This window comes from Ensifer sp. (assembly GCF_035999185.1).
In the GTDB taxonomy this organism is placed as follows: Bacteria; Pseudomonadota; Alphaproteobacteria; order Rhizobiales; family Rhizobiaceae; genus Ensifer.
Genome location: NZ_DASYHB010000101.1, coordinates 57,400 through 75,577 on the forward strand (window position 1 = coordinate 57,400; position 18,178 = coordinate 75,577).

The window sequence follows — 18,178 nt, forward strand, 5'->3', positions numbered from 1 at the left end:
CGGCTGATGCGTAAAGTGGCGTGATTGGCCGTTCAGGCGGTCAGTCGCGCAGCCTGAGCTCGTCGGTGCGCATCTGCAGGATTTCAAGCGTCGAGAGGAAGCTCATACCGAGCAGGCTCTGGTCGAGCTTGCCCTTGGCGGCGACCGTCGCGCCGATGTTGCGGCGGGTGATCGGGCCGATGGAAATTTCCTGGAGCATGACGGGTGCTGCCTGCGCCCTGCCGTTCGCGGTCATCACCGTCACGATATAGTTGAGGTTGGCCGGATCGAGGCCGATCTTTTCCGCGTCCTCGTACGTGAGCGCAATGCTGCTGGCGCCGGTGTCGACCAGCATGCTGATCTCCTTGCCATCGACCGTGGCGGCGGTTTCGAAGTGACCGTTCAGCATCTTCTGCAGCACCACTTCCTGCTGGCCTTCGCTGTCGGTGATGACGGTGGCGCGGCCGGGAATGAGGCCCGCGAGCACGCGGTTGCCGAAGCCTTCAAGCTCGAAGCGGTAGACATAGGCCGAGACGAGGGCGAGCACGATGAAGAGCCAGAGGGCGACCTGACGCAGCCCTTCGCCGAAACGCCGGCGGCTCTGGAGGACGCCGGCGCCGATGAGCGTCGCAATGGCGCCAAGCGACACCAGCTGTCCGAAGTCGTCGTTGGCAAGGCCCATGGTGCGGCCGGCGTCATGATTGATGACGAGCAGAATGAGGCCGATTGCTAGGATGGAGAGTAGAATGGCAAGGCGCTTCATGCTTGGTCGCGTTCCCGAGCCATCCGGCTGCGGCGGGTTTCGCGCCGCGGTTTGCGCTCGATGATGTCGAGGCGGGCAGGCAGGGCATCCATGATGATGTCGCGCTCGGAGTCCGTGTAGAGCGACCACTTGCCGACTTCGTCGCGCGTGCGGCCGCAGCCGAAACAGTAGCCGGTCTTGTCATCGATCGAACAGACGAGAATGCAGGGAGATTTCATGGCGTTGCTCTGTTTAACCCAGAATATATCGATCTTTCAAACCGTCAGCGCAAGGGCGCCAAGGACGGCGATTTCCGTCAATTGTTGTGTCGCTCCGATCGTGTCGCCGGTATGGCCGCCGATCTTGCGGGCAACGATCCGGCCGAAGCCCTTGACGGCCAGGAAACAGGCGACGAGCGTTGCAATCAACCCAAGGGCCGGCACCTTGGCGAAGTAGAAAAGCAGCATTGCGGCGACCAGGCCGAAGGCGAGGGCGAAGCGCGTTGCGCCCGGCTCGGGCTCGCCGGCCGCGGCTGCGACACCACCGGTCCTTGCCGGCGGCAGGCGCGCCCAGTGCCAGACCATGGTCGCGCGGCTGAGGGTGGCCGCGGCGAGCACCACCATGCCGGCCCCAAGCGGGGTGAAGAGCGGTAGGATGGAGGCGAGTGCGGACACACGCAGGCCGAAGGAGAGAATGAGCGCGACGGCGCCATAGGTGCCGATACGGCTGTCCTTCATGATATCAAGCGCCGCATCCCGGTCGCGCCCGCCACCAAGGCCGTCCGCGGTGTCGCCGAGCCCGTCCTCATGCAGCGCGCCGGTGACAAGCGCCTGGATGGCGACGACGACGAAGGCGGCAAAGAGCGAACTCACCTGCAGCGCAATCAGCGCGGCGGCAATCGTTGCGGATGGCGAGGCGATCAGAAGCCCGGCAAGCGGGAAGGCGCGCACCGCCCGACTGAGCCGCCCATCGTAACCGACAAAGTGGCGCGCCGGCATTGGGAGGCGGCTGAGGAACCCGATAGAGCGGGCCACATCGTCGCAGAAATCGCCTATGAAACTCATTTATCACCCACAAGATCGGCCGAATTCGGAGCCTTCCCCAACGTTGCTGACCGGATCACGTTTCGCAAGAAGCGAGTGAGACGTGCGCGGACAGCCGCACATCCGTCATGGCCGGTCTGCCGGATCTGACACATCGAATCGTTCGGCATGCCGACGATCATGCTTCGGCGACGCGGTGTGGCGCAAATGCCGTTGCCCGAATATTCGGCGGCCTTTATGAGGGGCGTAGATAGACTTCACGATCATGCAAGGATTCCCCCCGATGAGTGCCAGCGGCCTGCCGTTTGATGATTTCCGCGAATTGTTGCGCAACCTGCCGGGGCCGGATGCGGCAGCACTTGTCGCGGCGCGGGAACGCGACGCACAATTGACGAAGCCGCCGGGAGCACTCGGTCGTCTTGAGGAAATCGCCTTCTGGCTTGCCGCCTGGACGGGCAAGGCGCCGGCCGTCAACCGGCCGCTGGTGGCGATCTTTGCCGGCAATCACGGCGTCACGCGCCAGGGCGTTACGCCTTTTCCTTCGTCCGTGACGGCGCAGATGGTCGAGAATTTTGCAGCCGGTGGTGCGGCGATCAACCAGATCTGTGTCAGCCACGATCTCGGTCTCAAGGTCTTCGACCTGGCGCTGGAATACCCGACCGGCGACATCACCGAGGAAGCGGCGCTGTCGGAGCGTGACTGCGCGGCAACCATGGCCTTCGGCATGGAAGCGGTCGCCGGCGGCACGGATCTGCTCTGCATCGGCGAGATGGGCATCGGCAACACGACCATCGCAGCGGCGATCAATCTCGGCCTTTATGGCGGCACCGCTGAGGAGTGGGTCGGTCCGGGCACCGGTTCGGAAGGCGACGTGCTCAAGCGCAAGATCGCGGCCGTCGAAAAGGCGGTTGCGCTGCATCGCGACCATCTGTCCGATCCGCTTGAACTCCTGCGCCGCCTCGGCGGCCGTGAGATCGCGGCTATGGCCGGTGCCATCCTGGCGGCGCGGATGCAAAGGGTGCCCGTCATCATCGATGGCTATGTGGCGACCGCTGCCGCCTCTATCCTGAAGGCGGCCAACCCGGCAGCGCTCGACCATTGCCTGATCGGACATGTCTCGGGCGAACCCGGCCATATCCGCGCCATCGAGAAGCTCGGCAAGACGCCGCTGCTCGCGCTCGGCATGCGGCTCGGCGAGGGCACGGGGGCAGCCCTTGCCGCCGGCATCGTCAAGGCGGCGGCCGCCTGCCATAGCGGCATGGCGACCTTTGCCCAGGCCGGCGTCAGCAACAAGCAGTGATCAAGAAACGGTCGGGACCTGAAGAAGGCCCCGCCAATTGCTGTCCAAAGCCTGTCGCGCCGCCCATCCGGGCGTGCGACGGGCCTTGAAGCATGCGACCTTCTCGCCTATCCAAGCGCATCTGCACGCCCTAAGTACTTGTCGAGGGCACCTGCAACCGCAAACGCCTTGCATTCGCCTCAATAAAGATGTCGAAGCTTGCGCAGTTGAAAGCCCAGTCGAGAAGAAATGGACGCCAAGAACACCACGCACCGCATCGGACAGGCAGGTCCTGTCCAGAAGCAGACCGGAATTCGGCACCTCTTTGCCGCTGCCAGCTATTCGCTCGGCGGGGCGAAGCGTCTGATCGGCGAGGCGGCTTTCCGCCACGAGCTGATCGCTTTTGCCGTTGCGATGGCCGCGTTCATCATCGTCGGCGCCAACTTCTTCCAGTATGTGGCGATGGCGATCCTCTTCCTGTTGATGATGGCTTTCGAAGCGCTCAACACGGCGATCGAGGAGATCGTCGACCGCGTCTCGCCAGAGATTTCGGAAATGGGCAAGAACGCCAAGGATCTCGGTTCCTTCGCCTGCCTCTGCCTGATCGTCGCCAACGCCGTCTATGCCGGCTACGTCGTCATCGTCGACGGCTTCCTCAACTGATCGGGTCTGAGGCCACAGCCTTGATCCGGTAGAGCACGTGCGGGCGCAACGGGTTGCCCTCGGGCACCGTGATATCGTCGAAATCCTCGGTCGGATCCGATCGCATGCCCAGTTTCCCCATCAGCGCCCGCGAGGGGTGGTTGATGCGCGAGGTGTAGCCGATGACTTCGGCAAGCCCGAGCGTCGACCATGCATGGCTGAGGCACGCGGCGGAAGCCTCGAGAGCGTATCCCTGCCGCCAATAGGGGCGGGCGAAGATCCAGCCGATTTCGACATGCGGGCCGCCTGGAATTTCGTCGCCTGCGGTTGAAAGTCCAAGGCCGCCGATGAGTGCGCCATCGGTTTTCCGCTCGACGGCGAGAAAACCGAAGCCGTGTTTGCCGAGATGCCGGTCACAGTCGGCGATCATCGTCCTCGTCTCCGTGTGCGTGAGGACGGAAGGATAATAGTAGCGACGGACTTCCGGGTCGGCATTGGCAACGGCGAACGGCGCGATGTCGCGCTCTTGCCAGGGGCGGAGGAAGAGCCGCGGCGTTTCGATCTGCATTGATCAGGCGAAGCTTTTGCGGCGGCGCACGGGCGCAGCCACATCCTCGATCGCCGGCAGGCTTTCGAGCACGCGGCGCGCGGGAAGAATGGCGATTGCTTCGGTGCCTTCCCGCAGTTTCGAGCGCAGGATGAACTCGCCATTGTGCTTGGCGAGAATGGCCTGGACGATCGGCAGGCCGAGGCCGGTGCCCTGTTCGGCGCTCTTGATGGCGATCGAGCCCTGGCCGAAGGCCGAAAGGACGATCGGGATCTCTTCCTCTGGAATGCCGGGGCCGTTGTCCTTGATCGACAGATACTGACCGCCGCCCGCAGTCCAGCCGACCTTGAACGTGACCTCGCCGCCGGTGCTGGTGAACTTCACCGCGTTCGAGAGCAGGTTGAGAATGACCTGGCGCATCGATTTTTCGTCGACCCAGACCGAGGGCATGCCGAGTTCGAATTGCTGATGGATGGTGATGCTCTTGGCGCGGGCCTTGAGCTGCACCATGCCGATGCAGTCTTCGGCGATATCGACGAGGCTGACGGCGTCCTCATTGAGGTCGTAGCGGCCGGCTTCGATGCGCGACAGGTCGAGAATCTCGTTGATGAGGTTCAAGAGGTGCTCGCCCGAACGATGGATGTCGTTGGTATATTCCTTGTAGGTCGGATTGCTGAGCGGACCGAGGACTTCGGTCGACATGACCTCGGAGAAGCCGAGAATGGCGTTCAGCGGCGTGCGCAGCTCGTGCGACATGGAGGCGAGGAAGCGGGACTTGGCAAGGTTTGCTTCTTCGGCACGACGGCGGGCTTCGTCCGACATCGATTTTGCCACCTCGAGTTCCGCGATCAGGTCGTCCTTTTCCGATTGGACGGAGAGGATGTGCACGCTCGCACGGTTCATTCGGTCGGTCATGAGGACCAGGAAGAGCAGTGACAGCGAAATCACGCCCGTAAGGCCCATGTAGACCGGGTCGCCCGTCGCCAATGACGCAAAGGCAAGGGCGGCGACCACCGGGGCGAACGTGTAGAGCAGCGCATTGCGCAAGAGGAAGGTGCCCATGGCGGTCGCGGCAAGCGCCACGAGCAGCACGGTACCGTCGAAGAAGCCGAGCCTGACACTGCCGCAGCTTGCGCAGTCCTGGGCGATGAAGGTTGCCCAGCAGAGGCCCATCAGCACCTGGCCGAGGAGGAAACGGCGTCGCCAAACCGGAACCTTTTCGGCACTGAAGTCTTCCTTGCGCGCCTTCCGTGCGAAGAACAGCGTGACGGCATGGGCCGACAAGGTCATCAGGGCCCAGAGGACGAAGCCGAGATTGCCCGAGAGATAGATGCCGACTGCCGCGATTATGGCAACGAGCACCGGCACGACGATCGCGCCATGCAAAGCGGAATCGACGTAGAGGTTAAGCATTTCGCGCTCGAAGCCCGAAGGCACGGACGAGCCTGATTGCAGGCGCTCGCGCGTTGCGCGGACCGTCCTCGAAACGGCTTTGTTCCGATGGCTTCGCGATTTGTCGACGATAATCTTATCGGTCGATGTGCTTGCAGCGATACTCATGCTCATATGCGACGGGTTGCGGTTGCGTTGAAGTCTAGTGAGCAATCCTTAAGAAGTTGCTGCGGCGCGTGAAGGATTCGACAACCATTGTGGCGCGAGCGTGTTTTGTTTTCGGCCGGTGGAGCGTTACCTGAGGTTCCTTCTCTAATGTCTTGGAATCGGCCATGTTTACCCACAAAGAGGCCGTGTGTGGGCGATCGAGGTGAGTGCAGGCGTGAAGTTCGGACGGACGCGAAATCGGTTTTCAAGCGGGCGCGACCGCAGGACCCCAGGCCCGGCGCGATCGAGCGCCCGCGGCGGGATGCTCGGGGGCTGGGCCATTCTGCTGCTTTTGGGCGTCGGCGCCTTCTTCGCCGACCGGATTGCCACGGGCGAACGGGCGACCACGGGAGAGGCACGTGGGATTGCCATGGTGAGCGACGGCGACAGCCTCCGGATGGATGGAAGGCGCGTTCGCATCGAGGGCATCGATGCGCCCGAGCTCGGCCAGACCTGCCAACGGGACGGCATCACGTGGGAGTGCGGACGTCAGGCGCGTGATCGGCTGAAGGCGCTCACATCCGCCGGAAACGTCCGCTGTCGCTTTCACGGTCGCGACCGTTACGGGCGGGATCTCGGTGCTTGCGAGGCGGGTGGACGTGATATCGGGCGTGAGATGGTGCTCTCGGGTTTTGCGGTGAGCTATGGGCGCTACGAGGCCGAAGAAGCGAAGGCCGAGAGGGAGAAGCGCGGGATCTGGGCCGGCGCATTCGTCGTCCCGCAGGAGTGGCGCCGGACGAACGGCCGCCCGGACGAGGCGCCGCATCTCATCGACGGCTGGCTCGCGTCCATCCGGCGCTGGCTGCTCGAGCGCCTCGCATCGGTGTTTTCGGGTATCGGCGATGCCTGAGCGCCAGCCTACCGACCTCGATCAGCTTCGCGCGGAGATCGCCGCCTGCCGTATCTGTCGCGATCAGCCGGCGCGCGAGGGCGACCGCCTGCCGCACGAGCCGCGGCCGGTTGCGGTCATCTCACCGTCGGCGCGGCTGCTGATCGCCGGGCAGGCGCCGGGGCTTCGCGTGCATGAAAGCGGGCTGCCGTTCAACGACGCTTCCGGCGACCGGCTGCGGCAGTGGCTGGCCGTCGACCGCGAGACCTTCTACGATCCCGCAAAGATCGCAATCGTGCCCATGGGATTCTGCTTTCCCGGCTATGACGCCCATGGCAGCGACCTGCCGCCACGACGCGAATGTGCCCCGCGTTGGCGGCAGCGGGTGATGGACCAGATGCCGCAGGTCGAGCTTGTGCTGGCAGTCGGGCACTATTCGCAACGCTGGCATATCGGCCCGGACTGTCCGAAATCGATGACGGAGACGGTGAAGGACTGGCGGCGCTATGCCTTGCGCAACGCGGTGCCTGCGATCCTGCCGCTGCCGCACCCGAGCTGGCGCAATACCGGCTGGCTGAAGCGAAATCCCTGGTTTGAGGCCGACGTGCTGCCATTCCTGCGCGAACGCGTCGCACTGTTCACGGGCTGAAACAATTTTCTTTATCTTCACCAGTTTCGCGCTATAGAAGAAAAAATAATTCGAGAGGGACTTTCATGGACCGCCTAGACCGCAAGATCCTGCGCCTGTTGCAGGAGGATTCCACGCTGGCCGTTGCCGACCTTGCCAAGAAGGTGGGGCTTTCGACCACGCCGTGCTGGCGGCGTATCCAGAAGATGGAAGAGGATGGCGTCATTCGTCGCCGCGTCGCCCTTCTCGATCCGGTGAAGATCAACACCAAGGTCACGGTGTTCGTCTCGATCCGCACGAATTCGCACTCGATCGAGTGGCTTCGCCGTTTCTCGGAAGTCGTGTCGGAATTTCCTGAGGTCGTCGAGTTCTACCGCATGAGCGGCGACGTCGACTATCTGCTGCGCGTGGTCGTGCCCGATATTGCCGCCTATGACGCCTTCTACAAGCGCATGATCGCCAAGATCGAGATCCGCGACGTGTCCTCGGTCTTTGCCATGGAGCAGATCAAGTACACGACCGAGCTGCCGCTCGACTACATGATGATCGACCAGGCGAAGTCCAGCGAAGACTGAGCGAGCGTCGCCAGGACGAGGGCGGTCCGCTTGGGGCCGCCATCTCTTTCAGTCGAGGCCAAGCCTCGCCAGTACCTTTTCGCTTGTCAGCTCACGCACTGCGTCCTTGCCCGTCCACCGCGCCGCGCGGTTGGAACTGTTGGCGAGCTTCTCTGCGAGCGCCAGCGCCGGCCCGTGGCAGGCGGCATTGCGCTTGCCGATCTGCCTCAGCGCCCAGTTGACCGCCTTCTTGACGAAGTTGCGCTCGTCCTCGGCGTGACGCTCGATCAGCGGCAGCCAGGCGAGCAGCGTTGCGTCCGGTTCCTTCTTCAGGTGGACGGCGGCAACCGCAATCATCGCAAAAGCGATGCGGCGGACGAATTCGCGTTCGTCGGCGGCAAATTCCGGGATCAGTTCCTGTTCGAAACGGGCGGCAATGAAGAGGTCGGCGACGGTATCGACGACCTCCCAGGAATTGCAGTCCTCGGCCCAGTTGCGGGCCTCGTCTAGCGTCAGCGCCTTGGGATCGGCGGTGAAGGCCGCAAGAATGCGCGCCTCGCGAATGCCGGTCTGCCAGAGTGCAAGCGCGCGGCGGTGGTCTATTTTTATGAGCCGCGAAACCTTGTGCAGCTCGATATTGGAGAGGCCGAGAGCGGTTTCGGTCACGATGCCGAAACGCGCCATGCCGGCGAGATTGTCCTTTGACCCGAGCGACCGCAGGTGGCCTAAGATCTCATCTGCGGTCGACGCGGGGCCAAGGGTCATTTTTCCAGCCGGGCGAGCAGCGAGGACGTATCCCAGCGGTTTCCGCCCATCTCCTGCACGTCGCCATAGAACTGGTCGACGAGGGCCGTTACCGGCAGCTTGGCGCCGTTGCGGCGGGCTTCGGCAAGCACGATGTCGAGGTCCTTGCGCATCCAGTCGACGGCAAAGCCGAAATCATACTTGCCCGCATTCATGGTCTTGTGGCGGTTTTCCATCTGCCAGGAGCCGGCGGCCCCCTTGGAGATGACGTCGACGACCTTCTCGATGTCGAGACCTGCCATCTTGCCGAAGTGGATGCCTTCGGCCAGCCCCTGCACGAGGCCGGCGATGCAGATCTGGTTGATCATCTTGGTGATCTGTCCGGCGCCGGCCGGGCCCATCAGCCCGACCATACGCGCAAAGGCTTCGATCACGGGTTTTGCACGATCAAAGGCCGGCTCGTCGCCGCCGCACATGACGGTCAGAACGCCATTTTCAGCACCCGCCTGGCCGCCGGACACCGGCGCGTCGATGAAGTGCGCACTGCGCGCTTTTGCGGCGGCGTAAAGTTCACGGGCGACTTCGGCAGACGCGGTGGTGTTGTCGATGAAGACGGCGTCGGCCTTCAGCGTCTCGAAGGCGCCGTCCTTGCCCGTCGTTACCGAGCGCAGGTCGTCGTCGTTGCCGACGCAAGAGAAGACGAAATCGGCGCCGTCGGCAGCTTCTGCCGGGGTGCGCGCGGCACTGCCGCCGAATTCGGCGGCCCATTTCTCGGCCTTGGCGAAGGTGCGGTTATAGACCGTCAGTTCGTGTCCGCCGCGGACCTTGAGGTGGCCGGCCATGGGATACCCCATGACGCCGAGACCGATGAATGCGACCTTTGCCATTATCAGAATGCTCCCATTGCTTTCGCTTTGGTGTAGCCGATGGCGCGGGTGCGGAAAAGAGCGAAGGGAGCATCGGGCGATGCTCCCTTCGCATGATTTGGCATTGGCCCGATCAGGGCTTGAAGCGGGCGATCACCAGGTGACCGGCGATCGGTTCGCCTTCTTCCAGGCGCACCGTGATGTCGCCGACCTCGACGATCTCGAAGCCGGTGGCGGCGAGGCGGTCGCGCAGGTAGCTCTCGGCATGGGCAAAGCGCTGGTGCGGGCCGACCATGAAGTTGCGGCCGGCGAAGGTTTCGGCCGGCAGCGTCTCGCTGGAGAAGATCAGAAGACCGCCCGGCACGAGATTGTCGACTGCACCGAAGAACAGCGCCTCGAGCGCGCCCATATAGGGAAGCACGTCGGTGGCGACGATCAGGTTGAAGGGCGCGTCGTCGTTGTCGTCGAGAAAGTCGACGGCCTCGGCCACGTAGAGCGTCTCGTAGAGGTCCTTCTCATGGGCGATCTCGACCATGTTTTCCGAGAGGTCGATGCCGGTGATGTCGTCGGCCATGTCGCGCAGCGCCCCGCCGGTGAGGCCCGTGCCGCAACCGAGATCAAGCACCCGGTCGAAGGGGCCGAGTTCGAGCGCCTGCAGGCGCTGGCGCACGAGAAGCGGCACGCAGTAGCCGAGCTGGTCGACGAGCACGTTGTCGAACACTTCGGCATGCTGGTCGAAGAGGGTCGCCACATAGGCATCCGGCGCCTTTACCGGCGTCTCGCCGCGGCCCATCGAGGCCAGGCGGACGGCTGCGCCGCCGTGATCTTCCGGGTCGAGCGCCAGCACTTCGACATAGGCCTCGGCGGCGGCATCGAACTTGCCGGACTTTTCCAGGGTGAGGGCGCGGTTATAGGCTTCCGCCAGCGCTTCCTCGTCGATTTTCGTGCTGTTCTGGGTCATTTGCGCTTCTTACGTCCGAAGCCTGGCTTTGGCAATTGCCGTCGTCGATCCTTCGGCGTCGCGGATCGATCGTTCCCAAGGGGACCGATAGGGTTTCATTGGTCTTTTGAACGAAAAACGGCGCCATGCGGCGCCGTCGGGATTTATCGGCGACAGGAAAGGAGTCATCATCGCAAGCATAAGAAAAGACGGGAGGAATGCCGATGTCCGCCGAGCTTGGGCCGTTGATCTTGAGCGCCGAGACAAAGGAGCCGAAAGGTCCGCCCTTGCCGCAGACGTCGCAGGAGCAGATCAACGCGGTGGTGCACTACTATCGCGGCGAGATGGGGCGCATGGCCGGCTGGCGCGATCGCATCGACCGGACGTCCAATTGGGCGATCACTGTCGTTGCGGCGCTGCTGTCCGTTTCGCTGTCGACCCCATCGTCGCATCACGGCGTGCTGCTGTTCGCGATGCTCTTGATCACGCTATTGCTTTTGATCGAGGCGCGGCGGTACCGCTTCTTCGATGTCTACCGTGCCCGGGTGCGGCAATTGGAGCGCGGATATTTCGCGCAGATCCTCGCGCCTGACGGAACGCCGAACCTCAACTGGGCGGCATCGATCGCCAAGAGCCTGCGCAAGCCTGCCTTCCTGATGAGTTATCGCGAAGCGGTCTGCCGGCGGCTGCAGCGCAATTATTGCTGGATGTACCTGATCCTCTTGCTTGCCTGGGCGCTGAAGATCTCCTCGCCCAAGATGTCGGCGAATGGCGAGCCCTTCGGTCACGTGCGCTCCTGGGCCGATGTCACGCAAAACGCAGCCCTTGGCCCCATACCCGGTTGGCCCGTGATCCTCGTTGTCGTGCTGTTTTATGGGCTGGTGCTCTACGGTGCTCTGCACAAGGAGCCGCGCGAAGGGGAACTGGCGCATGGGGAGGTGCATGTGTAAGGGGGCGCTTCAGCCTCACGGTCAGTCGGCGGATATCGCATCAGACTGAGACGGCCAGCGTGTCGCGGCCGCGCAATCACGGGCGGGTCTTGCCCTTACTGTCTCGACCCTTGCCGTTCAGTGCAGAATGAGCTCGCCCTTCAACGCTCGCCATTCGGTCGCCGAGATCAGCTTGCGGTGGACATAGCGCACCGAGTGCAGCGGCCCATCGAGCTTCTCCTCCCAGAATTTCAGGAAGCCTCGCATTTCGGGAAAGTCCGGCGCCAGGTCGTAGTGTTGCCAGATATAGGTCTGCAGGAAGGTGGGATGATCCGGCATGCGGTAGAGGATCTGGGCCGTGGTCAAGCCGTAGCCCTTCAGTTGCAGTTCCATTTCGTTTGTCATCAGGACCTCACTTCTCGCAAAGGTTGGTCTCTATGATGAAACGCTTGATTTATTAATCAAGTCCTAATATGTAGATCGATCTGAGACTTTAGCTATAAATATCAAAAGCTTGGCAGCATCCTTCGGGGAGTGCTGCCAAGCTTTCTGAAACGTGAGGCGGCTGGTGATTACCGCTTCAGGTGGCGCGTCAGGCGCGTTTCCAGCATGTTCCAGACGTTGCGCAGGATCTCGACCATGATCAGGTAGAGAATGGCTGCCCAGATGTACATCTGGTAGTCGAAGGTGCGCGAGAAGGCGCGACGGGTTTCGCCCATCAGGTCGAAGACGGTGACGATCGCCACGATCGCCGAGCCTTTGATCATCAGGATGATTTCGTTGCCGTAGGGGCGCAAAGCCACGATCATCGCCTGCGGCAGGATGATCTTGTAGAAGGCGATGCGGTCCGGCAGGCCGAGGGCGGCGGCACCCTCGCGCTGGCCGCGCGGCACGCTCTCGATGGCACCGCGCAGGATCTCTGCCTGATAGGCAGCGGTGTTGAGCGTGAAGGCGAAGAGGGCGCAGTTCCAGGCTTCGCGGAAGAACCACCAGAGACCGATCGATTCCAGCTGCGGGCGGAAGCTGCCGAGACCGTAGTAGATGAGGAACAGCTGCGCGATCAGCGGCGTGCCGCGGAAGAAATAGACGTAGCCATAGGCAAGCCAGGACCAGACCTTGTTCTTCGACATGCGCGCAAGCGCGATCGGCAGGGAAAGAATGGCACCCAGGACGACCGAGCAGCTGACGAGCAGCAGGGTGACGCCGAGGCCGGACAGGAAGCTCGGGCCGTATTTGGCGAACTTGTCCGGGTCCCAGCCGTTAACGACCGTCAGGAAAATGCCGACGCCCAGCGCCAGCCAGATGCCAAGCGTGACGCTGCCGACGAAGCGGGCGAGCGAGTAGGGTTTTGGCGGGACCGGCGGCGGAGCCTGCGGCGGGATCATCGAAACAATAGCGCTCATCGGCCCATCTCCGAACGTTTGGTCCAGCGTTCAAGGTTGGAAAAGACGATCGACGAGAGCATCGCGAGCATGAGGAAGAGAATGCAGGCCATGCCGAAGAATTCGAACGCTTGCTTGGTGACGCGCGCCGCAACGCCGGTCTGTCGCAGGATGTCGGGCAGGCCGACGACCGAAACGAGCGCGGTATCCTTCAGGAGCGCCATCCAGAGATTGCCGAGGCCGGGCAGCGCGATGCGCACCAGCTGCGGCAGGATGATGAGGCGCATGGTCTTGCCGCGATGGAAGCCGAGCGCATCGCCGGCCTCGTATTGACCGTGCGGAATGGCCCTGAAGGCGGACAGCAGGACTTCCGAGCAATAGGCGGAGAAGACCACGCCAAGCGCGATCATGCCGGCAAAGAAGGCATTGATCTCGACGGGCTCGTCATAACCGATTGTCGCCAGGAACTGCTGAACCAGGATCTGCAGGCCGTAGTAGACGATGAAGAGGGTTAGGAGCTCGGGCAGACCGCGGAAGATCGTCGTATAGATATTCGACGCGAGCCGGACCGTGCGCTCTTCGGATTGTTTGCCCAGGGCAATGAAGAAGCCGATCAGAAGGCCGACCGGCAAGGTCGCAATCGCAAGGCTCGCCGTGGTGATGAAACCGAAGGCGATTTCGTCGCCCCAGCCGGTATCGCCACAGGCAAGCAGTGTGCCGGGGGCAAGCCACCGAAAGACACCGACCGGGCCGCAGAATGGATCGACGATCGAGCCGATCCAGGAGAGGATGGAATAGAAGCCGGCAAGCAACCCGCTCATGTCAGAGATTTCCCCTTTGCGCTGTTCTTATGCGTATCGATCGCGCTTTTGTTTTAGGTTCTTGTCAAACAAAAACGGCGGAAGGGCAAGCCATCCGCCGTTGCATTTTTCGCATCAACCGACGTTTTTCCGGCATGATTCACTAGGGAATCGCGCCGGAACCCGTCAATCAGCTCCCATAAACGTCAAACGGGAAGTACTTTTCGTTGATTTCCTTGTATTTGCCGTTGGCGCGGATTGCTTCGATCGCCTTGTTGAACTTTTCGCGCAGCGCGTCGTCGCCCTTGCGAACGGCAATGCCGGCGCCGTCACCGTTGATGACCGGGTCGATCGGCAGCGTGCCGAGCAGCTTGCAGCAGGCGCCATCCGTGGTCTTCAGCCATTCCGAGAGCACGACGACGTCGTCGATGACGGCATCGATGCGGCCGTTGGCGATGTCGAGCTTGTACTCGTCAGCCGTCGGGTAGAGCTTGATGTCCGCGCCCTTCATATGCGCTTCGGCGTAGTTGGAGTGGGTGGTGGACCCTTGAGCGCCAAGCGCCTTGCCTTCGAGGGCTGCCGCGGTCGCTTCGGTGATCGGCGAATCCTTCGGCACGACGATTGCCGGCGGCGTGTTGTAGTACTTGTTGGTGAAGTCGACCTTTTCCTTGCGCTCGGCGGTGATCGACATCGAGGCGATGATGGCGTCGAACTTCTTGGCGATCAACGCCGGAATGATGCCGTCCCAGTCCTGGGTGACGAAGGTGCATTCGGCCTTCATTTCCACGCACAGAGCCTTGGCGATGTCGATGTCGAAGCCGGTCAGGGTGCCGTCTGCTGCAAGGTTGTTGAAGGGCGGGTAGGCGCCTTCCGTGCCGATCACGACCTTTTCGCCGTCGGCCATGGCCGAGCCTGCCATGAGCACGAAAACGGCAGCCGATGCGGCGGCTGCCAGCCGCTTGGAAATACGCATGATAGTCCTCTCTGTTGGCCGACATCCGGTTTTCTGTTTTTCACGGATGCCAATTTCAGCCGGGGCGTCTGCCACCGGTTGCGGCGATATTCGTACTCTTTTCCAGTAAAAATCAACAGGAAAGCGAAGGTCTCCAGCGGGAAAAGGATTTCGACCGGAGATTGCGGTGGCGGCGGCGCAATGCAGATGAACGGCGCGTTCAGCAGCGGTTAATCTTGCCTTCGCTAGCCCTAGTGGAGGAACCGGTTCGCGGTTCGGGCGTTGCATGTGACCGCGGGTCTCGCGGCCAACACAAAAAAGCCGGAACCTTGGGTCAAGGCCCCGTAAGAATTCACGTTCGCATTCGATTCCGCCATATGCAATGGATCGGAAAACGGGTGCGGGCCAGGACCTCCCAGAAAGAGGAAGAAGACAGAATGTCGATTCGATCCAAACTTTTCGCGACCGTCGCGCTGCCGGTGCTTTCGGTTTCCGTCGCGGTTCCGCCCGCCGTCGCCGACAGCCTGATGAAGCCATTCGAGGTTGCACAGGAGAGCGGTGACCAGACTGACGAACAGCTGCTTTTGCAGCAGCAGCGCCAGGCCGAGGAAGAAGCGGCGCGTCAGGCAGCAGAACAGCAGCGCGCCCAGGAAGAAGAGGCCGCTCGCCAGCAGGCTGAGCAGCAGAGAGCCGCCGAAGAAGAGGCTGCCCGTCAGGCAGCCGAACAACAGCGAGCCGCCGAAGAAGAAGCCGCACGCCAGGCTGCCGAACAGCAGAAGGCCCAAGAAGAGGAAGCCGCACGTCAGGCTGCCGAGCAGCAGAAGGCTGCCGAGGAAGAGGCTGCCCGGCAGGCCGCCGAGCAGCAGAAGGCGGCCGAAGAAGAGGCTGCCCGTCAGGCTGCCGAGCAGCAGAAGGCTCAAGAAGAGGAAGCCGCGCGCCAGGCAGCTGAACAGCAGAAGGCGGCTGAGGATGAGGCTGCCCGCCAGGCCGCCGAACAGCAAAAGGCCGCCGAAGACCAGCAGAAGGCCGCCGACCAGCAGAAGGCTGCCGAAGACGAGGCGGCTCGTCAGGCTGCAGAGCAGCAGAAGGCCGCTGAAGACGAGGCTGCGCGCAAGGCAGCTGAAGAGCAGAAGGCAACGGAACAGGCTCAACCGGATGCCAGCCAGCAGCCGGTGCCTGAAGGCGAGAAGGCTGCCGAGCAACCGGTGACCACGCAAGAGCAGAAGGCCGGCGAAGAGGCCCCCGCGACGCAGGAGCAGAAGGCTGGCGAAGAGCCTGTTGTGACCGACGAGCAGAAGGCCGGCGGCGAAGTTGCTCCGGCCGTGGAGCCGCAGCCGCAGACCGGCGAGGGGCAGCCGGTGCCCGGCACCGAGCAGCCGCAGACCGGTGAAGGCCAACCGGTGCCTGGCACCGAAGGCCAGCCGGCAACCGCCGAGCAGCAGCCGCAGGTGCAGCAGCCGGTTCCGGAAGTCGTCGATACGCGCACGGAAGAAGAGAAGGTGAAGATCGCCGACGACCCGGCTGCGACCGACGAGACCGTCGTCCTGCCGGTCGAAAACGGTGCGGCCGTGCTCGACAGCGACAAGGACGCCGACAATGCCGGCGGCAACCAGGCGCGTGAACAGCGCCAGAAGCTGCGCGAGGAACTGCGCGCCAAGGAAGAAGAGGCGCCGCCACCGGCAGACGATGCTGCGGCCCAGGCCGCCATCGCCACCGAGATCCAGGCTGACCTGCCGCAGAAGATCGAGGCGAACCTCAACGAAAAGGGAACGCGTGTCGACGAGGCACCGGTCTTCGTGGTACCGGAAACGACCAACATCATCAACAACACCGTTATCAACAACACGGTGATCAACAACAACACGACGGTCAACAACATCACCAACAACATCACCGAGGTGAAGATCGTCGAGCAGGTCGACAACCGGGTGATTCTCGGCGTCGGCGACCAGATCTTCGTGCGCGGCGACGATCGTCCGCGCCTGCGCTACGATGCGGAAGAGACCTACTACGACCAGCTTCCGCGCGGTCGTACCCGCGAAACCATCGTGCGTCCGGGCGGCCACCGGATCGTCACCGTCTACAATCGTTACGGCGACATCCTGCAGCGATCGCGCGTGGACCGCGACGGCAACGAATACCTGATGATCTATGCGCCCGAGCGTGACGAAGGTCCGCGTCCGGCTATCATAGACGTCGGTTACGAACTGCCGCCGATGCGCCTGCGCATTCCGGTGCGTGACTACATCGCCGATGTTTCCGACGATCCGGACCGCGACTACTACGAGTTCCTGTCCGAGCCGCCGGTGGAGCGCGTCGAGCGCGTTTACACGATCGACGAGGTGCGTCATTCCGCGCGTCTGCGTGACAAGGTCCGCCGCGTCGACCTCGACACCATCACCTTCCCGACGGGCAGTGCCGAAGTGTCGATGTCGCAGGCAAAGACCATGCGCAAGGTGGCAGCCGCGATGGAGAAGGTGCTTGCCAAGGATCCGGGCGAAACCTTCTTCATCGAAGGCCACACGGATGCCGTCGGGTCGGACCGCTCGAACCTCGTGCTCTCCGACAAGCGCGCCGAATCGGTCGCCTCGCTCCTGACCGAGGTCTACGGCATCCCGCCGGAAAACCTGGTGACGCAGGGTTATGGCGAGCGCTTCCTCAAGGTGCGCACGCAGGTGGCCGAGCAGCAGAACCGCCGCGTCACCATTCGCCGCGTGACGCCGCTGGTTCGCCCGGTCGCGCAGCGCTAACAAAGCGGTCAACGCCGGCACCCGACGTTGGTCCAGCTTCGGGCAGGACTGCCCGCCTAAGTTTCAGAAACCCGCCTCGCAAAAGGCGGGTTTCTGTCGTTTCCTGAAACCGTCTTGCATCATTTCATTCCCCCGGATTGCCATGAAAGCCTTTATCCTTGCGCTTGTTGCCGCCACTACGCTTGCTCAATCGGCCGTCGCCGCACCCGGCCTTGTCGAGCCGGATCTGCGGCTGCCGTCCAATCCGGCCGGGAAGAGTGGGGCGCCGCGTGTCGCCCTGACGCTCGATGCCTGCAGCGGTGCGACCGATATGCGCATTCTCGGCACGCTGGTCGAAAACCGCATCCCGGCCACGATCTTCGTCACAGCACGCTGGCTGAAGCGCAACGGCCTCGTCGTCGAGGTCATGAAGGCGCATCCCGACCTGTTCGAGATCGAGGATCACGGCGCCATGCACGTGCCGCCGATCGACGTGAAGATCTCCGTCTACGGGCTTGCGGCCGCCGGTTCGGAAGCCGCGGTTGCGGCCGAGGTCGATGGTGGGGCGAAAGCAATCGAGGCGCACGGCCTTCCGGCGCCACGCTGGTTCCGCGGTGCTACCGCGAAATACACCCATTCGTCGATGGGCCAGATCCGCGCCATGGGCTACCGCATCGCCGGTTACTCTGTGAATGGCGATGGCGGCTCGCTGCTCGGTGCAGCCGTTGCGGAAAAACGCATCCGCAATGCCAAGGATGGCGACGTCATCATCGCCCACATCAACCAGCCGACCCATTCCGCCGGCGCCGGGGTCGCGCGCGGCATCCTCGACCTCAAGGCGAAGGGCTACAGCTTCGTGCGGTTGAACGAGATTCCGGACGAAACGACCGTCGGCGCGACGAATTGACGTAAATCGGCTGTCGGAGCCGGAAAAAGTTCGTCTGATGCCGCCGCTGCTCGACGCTTTGAAGCGGTCCGTCGAAATCAAGTCTCC

Annotated in this window: 20 protein-coding genes; 8 read left to right on the forward strand and 12 right to left on the reverse strand. The window is 62.9% G+C overall.

Annotation, left to right across the window (positions count from 1 at the left end; genetic code table 11):
* Nucleotides 1-40 precede the first annotated feature (40 nt).
* The 3 genes from VGO04_RS10890 to VGO04_RS10900 are packed head-to-tail and all read right to left on the reverse strand — an operon-like array spanning nt 41 to nt 1,785.
* On the reverse strand, nt 41-742 hold the full coding sequence (locus VGO04_RS10890; protein WP_327495970.1) for a TIGR02281 family clan AA aspartic protease: 702 nt from the start codon (nt 740-742) through the stop codon (nt 41-43).
* Complete coding sequence (locus VGO04_RS10895) at nt 739-960, reverse strand: DUF1289 domain-containing protein (protein ID WP_327495971.1); 222 nt, start codon at nt 958-960, stop codon at nt 739-741. The genes VGO04_RS10890 and VGO04_RS10895 overlap by 4 nt, the downstream gene beginning before the upstream one ends.
* A gap of 36 nt (nt 961-996) precedes the next feature.
* Nucleotides 997-1,785 (reverse strand): adenosylcobinamide-GDP ribazoletransferase, encoded by a 789-nt coding sequence (locus VGO04_RS10900; protein WP_327495972.1) that lies wholly within the window; start codon nt 1,783-1,785, stop codon nt 997-999.
* A gap of 262 nt (nt 1,786-2,047) precedes the next feature.
* Here VGO04_RS10900 and cobT point away from each other — a divergent pair, with 262 nt between their 5' ends.
* Together cobT and VGO04_RS10910 are read left to right on the forward strand one after the other, a co-directional pair.
* On the forward strand, nt 2,048-3,064 hold the full coding sequence (gene cobT / locus VGO04_RS10905) for a nicotinate-nucleotide--dimethylbenzimidazole phosphoribosyltransferase (RefSeq protein WP_327495974.1): 1,017 nt from the start codon (nt 2,048-2,050) through the stop codon (nt 3,062-3,064).
* 228 nt (nt 3,065-3,292) lie between these two features.
* A complete protein-coding gene (locus VGO04_RS10910; protein ID WP_327495975.1) occupies nt 3,293-3,706 on the forward strand; it encodes a diacylglycerol kinase in 414 nt (137 codons plus the stop codon).
* On the opposite strand, the gene VGO04_RS10915 is transcribed toward VGO04_RS10910, so the two are convergent.
* Nucleotides 3,699-4,253, reverse strand: a complete 555-nt coding sequence (locus VGO04_RS10915; RefSeq protein ID WP_327495976.1) for a GNAT family N-acetyltransferase — start codon at nt 4,251-4,253, stop codon at nt 3,699-3,701. The two genes, VGO04_RS10910 and VGO04_RS10915, sit on opposite strands and share 8 nt — an antisense overlap.
* Nucleotides 4,254-4,256: 3 nt before the next feature.
* Nucleotides 4,257-5,792 carry a HAMP domain-containing sensor histidine kinase gene (locus tag VGO04_RS10920; protein WP_327495977.1) on the reverse strand — a complete coding sequence of 512 codons (1,536 nt, stop codon included), beginning with the start codon at nt 5,790-5,792 and terminating at the stop codon, nt 4,257-4,259.
* Between the two features lie 301 nt (nt 5,793-6,093).
* Between VGO04_RS10920 and VGO04_RS10925 the strand changes: the two genes are divergently transcribed.
* The 3 genes from VGO04_RS10925 (at nt 6,094) to VGO04_RS10935 (ending at nt 7,863) form a co-directional block, all read left to right on the forward strand.
* Nucleotides 6,094-6,681, forward strand: a complete 588-nt coding sequence (locus tag VGO04_RS10925; RefSeq protein ID WP_327495978.1) for a thermonuclease family protein — start codon at nt 6,094-6,096, stop codon at nt 6,679-6,681.
* On the forward strand, nt 6,674-7,309 hold the full coding sequence (locus VGO04_RS10930; RefSeq protein WP_327495979.1) for a uracil-DNA glycosylase family protein: 636 nt from the start codon (nt 6,674-6,676) through the stop codon (nt 7,307-7,309). The genes VGO04_RS10925 and VGO04_RS10930 overlap by 8 nt, the downstream gene beginning before the upstream one ends.
* 65 nt (nt 7,310-7,374) lie before the next feature.
* Complete coding sequence (locus VGO04_RS10935; RefSeq protein WP_327495980.1) at nt 7,375-7,863, forward strand: Lrp/AsnC family transcriptional regulator; 489 nt, start codon at nt 7,375-7,377, stop codon at nt 7,861-7,863.
* Between the two features lie 48 nt (nt 7,864-7,911).
* Here VGO04_RS10935 and VGO04_RS10940 read toward each other — a convergent pair whose 3' ends face one another.
* The 3 genes from VGO04_RS10940 to VGO04_RS10950 all read right to left on the reverse strand — a co-directional run bounded on the left by VGO04_RS10940 (nt 7,912) and on the right by VGO04_RS10950 (nt 10,413).
* Complete coding sequence (locus VGO04_RS10940; protein WP_327495981.1) at nt 7,912-8,607, reverse strand: DNA alkylation repair protein; 696 nt, start codon at nt 8,605-8,607, stop codon at nt 7,912-7,914.
* Complete coding sequence (locus tag VGO04_RS10945; protein WP_327495982.1) at nt 8,604-9,473, reverse strand: NAD(P)-dependent oxidoreductase; 870 nt, start codon at nt 9,471-9,473, stop codon at nt 8,604-8,606. Before VGO04_RS10945 ends, VGO04_RS10940 begins: the two co-directional genes overlap by 4 nt.
* 112 nt (nt 9,474-9,585) lie before the next feature.
* A complete protein-coding gene (locus VGO04_RS10950) occupies nt 9,586-10,413 on the reverse strand; it encodes a class I SAM-dependent methyltransferase (protein ID WP_327495983.1) in 828 nt (275 codons plus the stop codon).
* Between the two features lie 203 nt (nt 10,414-10,616).
* Between VGO04_RS10950 and VGO04_RS10955 the strand changes: the two genes are divergently transcribed.
* Nucleotides 10,617-11,342: a DUF2270 domain-containing protein gene (locus VGO04_RS10955; protein ID WP_327495984.1), complete on the forward strand. Its 726-nt coding sequence runs from the start codon at nt 10,617-10,619 to the stop codon at nt 11,340-11,342.
* Between the two features lie 117 nt (nt 11,343-11,459).
* Here the strand turns inward: VGO04_RS10955 and VGO04_RS10960 are convergent, their stop codons facing one another.
* The 4 genes from VGO04_RS10960 to VGO04_RS10975 all read right to left on the reverse strand — a co-directional run bounded on the left by VGO04_RS10960 (nt 11,460) and on the right by VGO04_RS10975 (nt 14,476).
* Nucleotides 11,460-11,726 carry an usg protein gene (locus VGO04_RS10960; protein WP_327495985.1) on the reverse strand — a complete coding sequence of 89 codons (267 nt, stop codon included), beginning with the start codon at nt 11,724-11,726 and terminating at the stop codon, nt 11,460-11,462.
* A gap of 167 nt (nt 11,727-11,893) precedes the next feature.
* Nucleotides 11,894-12,724, reverse strand: coding sequence for an ABC transporter permease (locus VGO04_RS10965; RefSeq protein WP_327495986.1), 831 nt, complete (start codon nt 12,722-12,724; stop codon nt 11,894-11,896).
* The gene (locus VGO04_RS10970) at nt 12,721-13,524 is read right to left on the reverse strand and encodes an ABC transporter permease (RefSeq protein WP_327495987.1); all 804 of its coding nucleotides are present in this window, start codon (nt 13,522-13,524) and stop codon (nt 12,721-12,723) included. The genes VGO04_RS10965 and VGO04_RS10970 overlap by 4 nt, the downstream gene beginning before the upstream one ends.
* 169 nt (nt 13,525-13,693) lie before the next feature.
* On the reverse strand, nt 13,694-14,476 hold the full coding sequence (locus VGO04_RS10975; RefSeq protein WP_327495988.1) for an ABC transporter substrate-binding protein: 783 nt from the start codon (nt 14,474-14,476) through the stop codon (nt 13,694-13,696).
* A gap of 416 nt (nt 14,477-14,892) precedes the next feature.
* Between VGO04_RS10975 and VGO04_RS10980 the strand changes: the two genes are divergently transcribed.
* Complete coding sequence (locus VGO04_RS10980) at nt 14,893-17,205, forward strand: OmpA family protein (protein WP_327495989.1); 2,313 nt, start codon at nt 14,893-14,895, stop codon at nt 17,203-17,205.
* Nucleotides 17,206-17,347: 142 nt separating this feature from the next.
* Complete coding sequence (locus VGO04_RS10985; RefSeq protein WP_327495990.1) at nt 17,348-18,091, forward strand: polysaccharide deacetylase family protein; 744 nt, start codon at nt 17,348-17,350, stop codon at nt 18,089-18,091.
* The last annotated feature ends 87 nt before the right edge of the window (nt 18,092-18,178 follow it).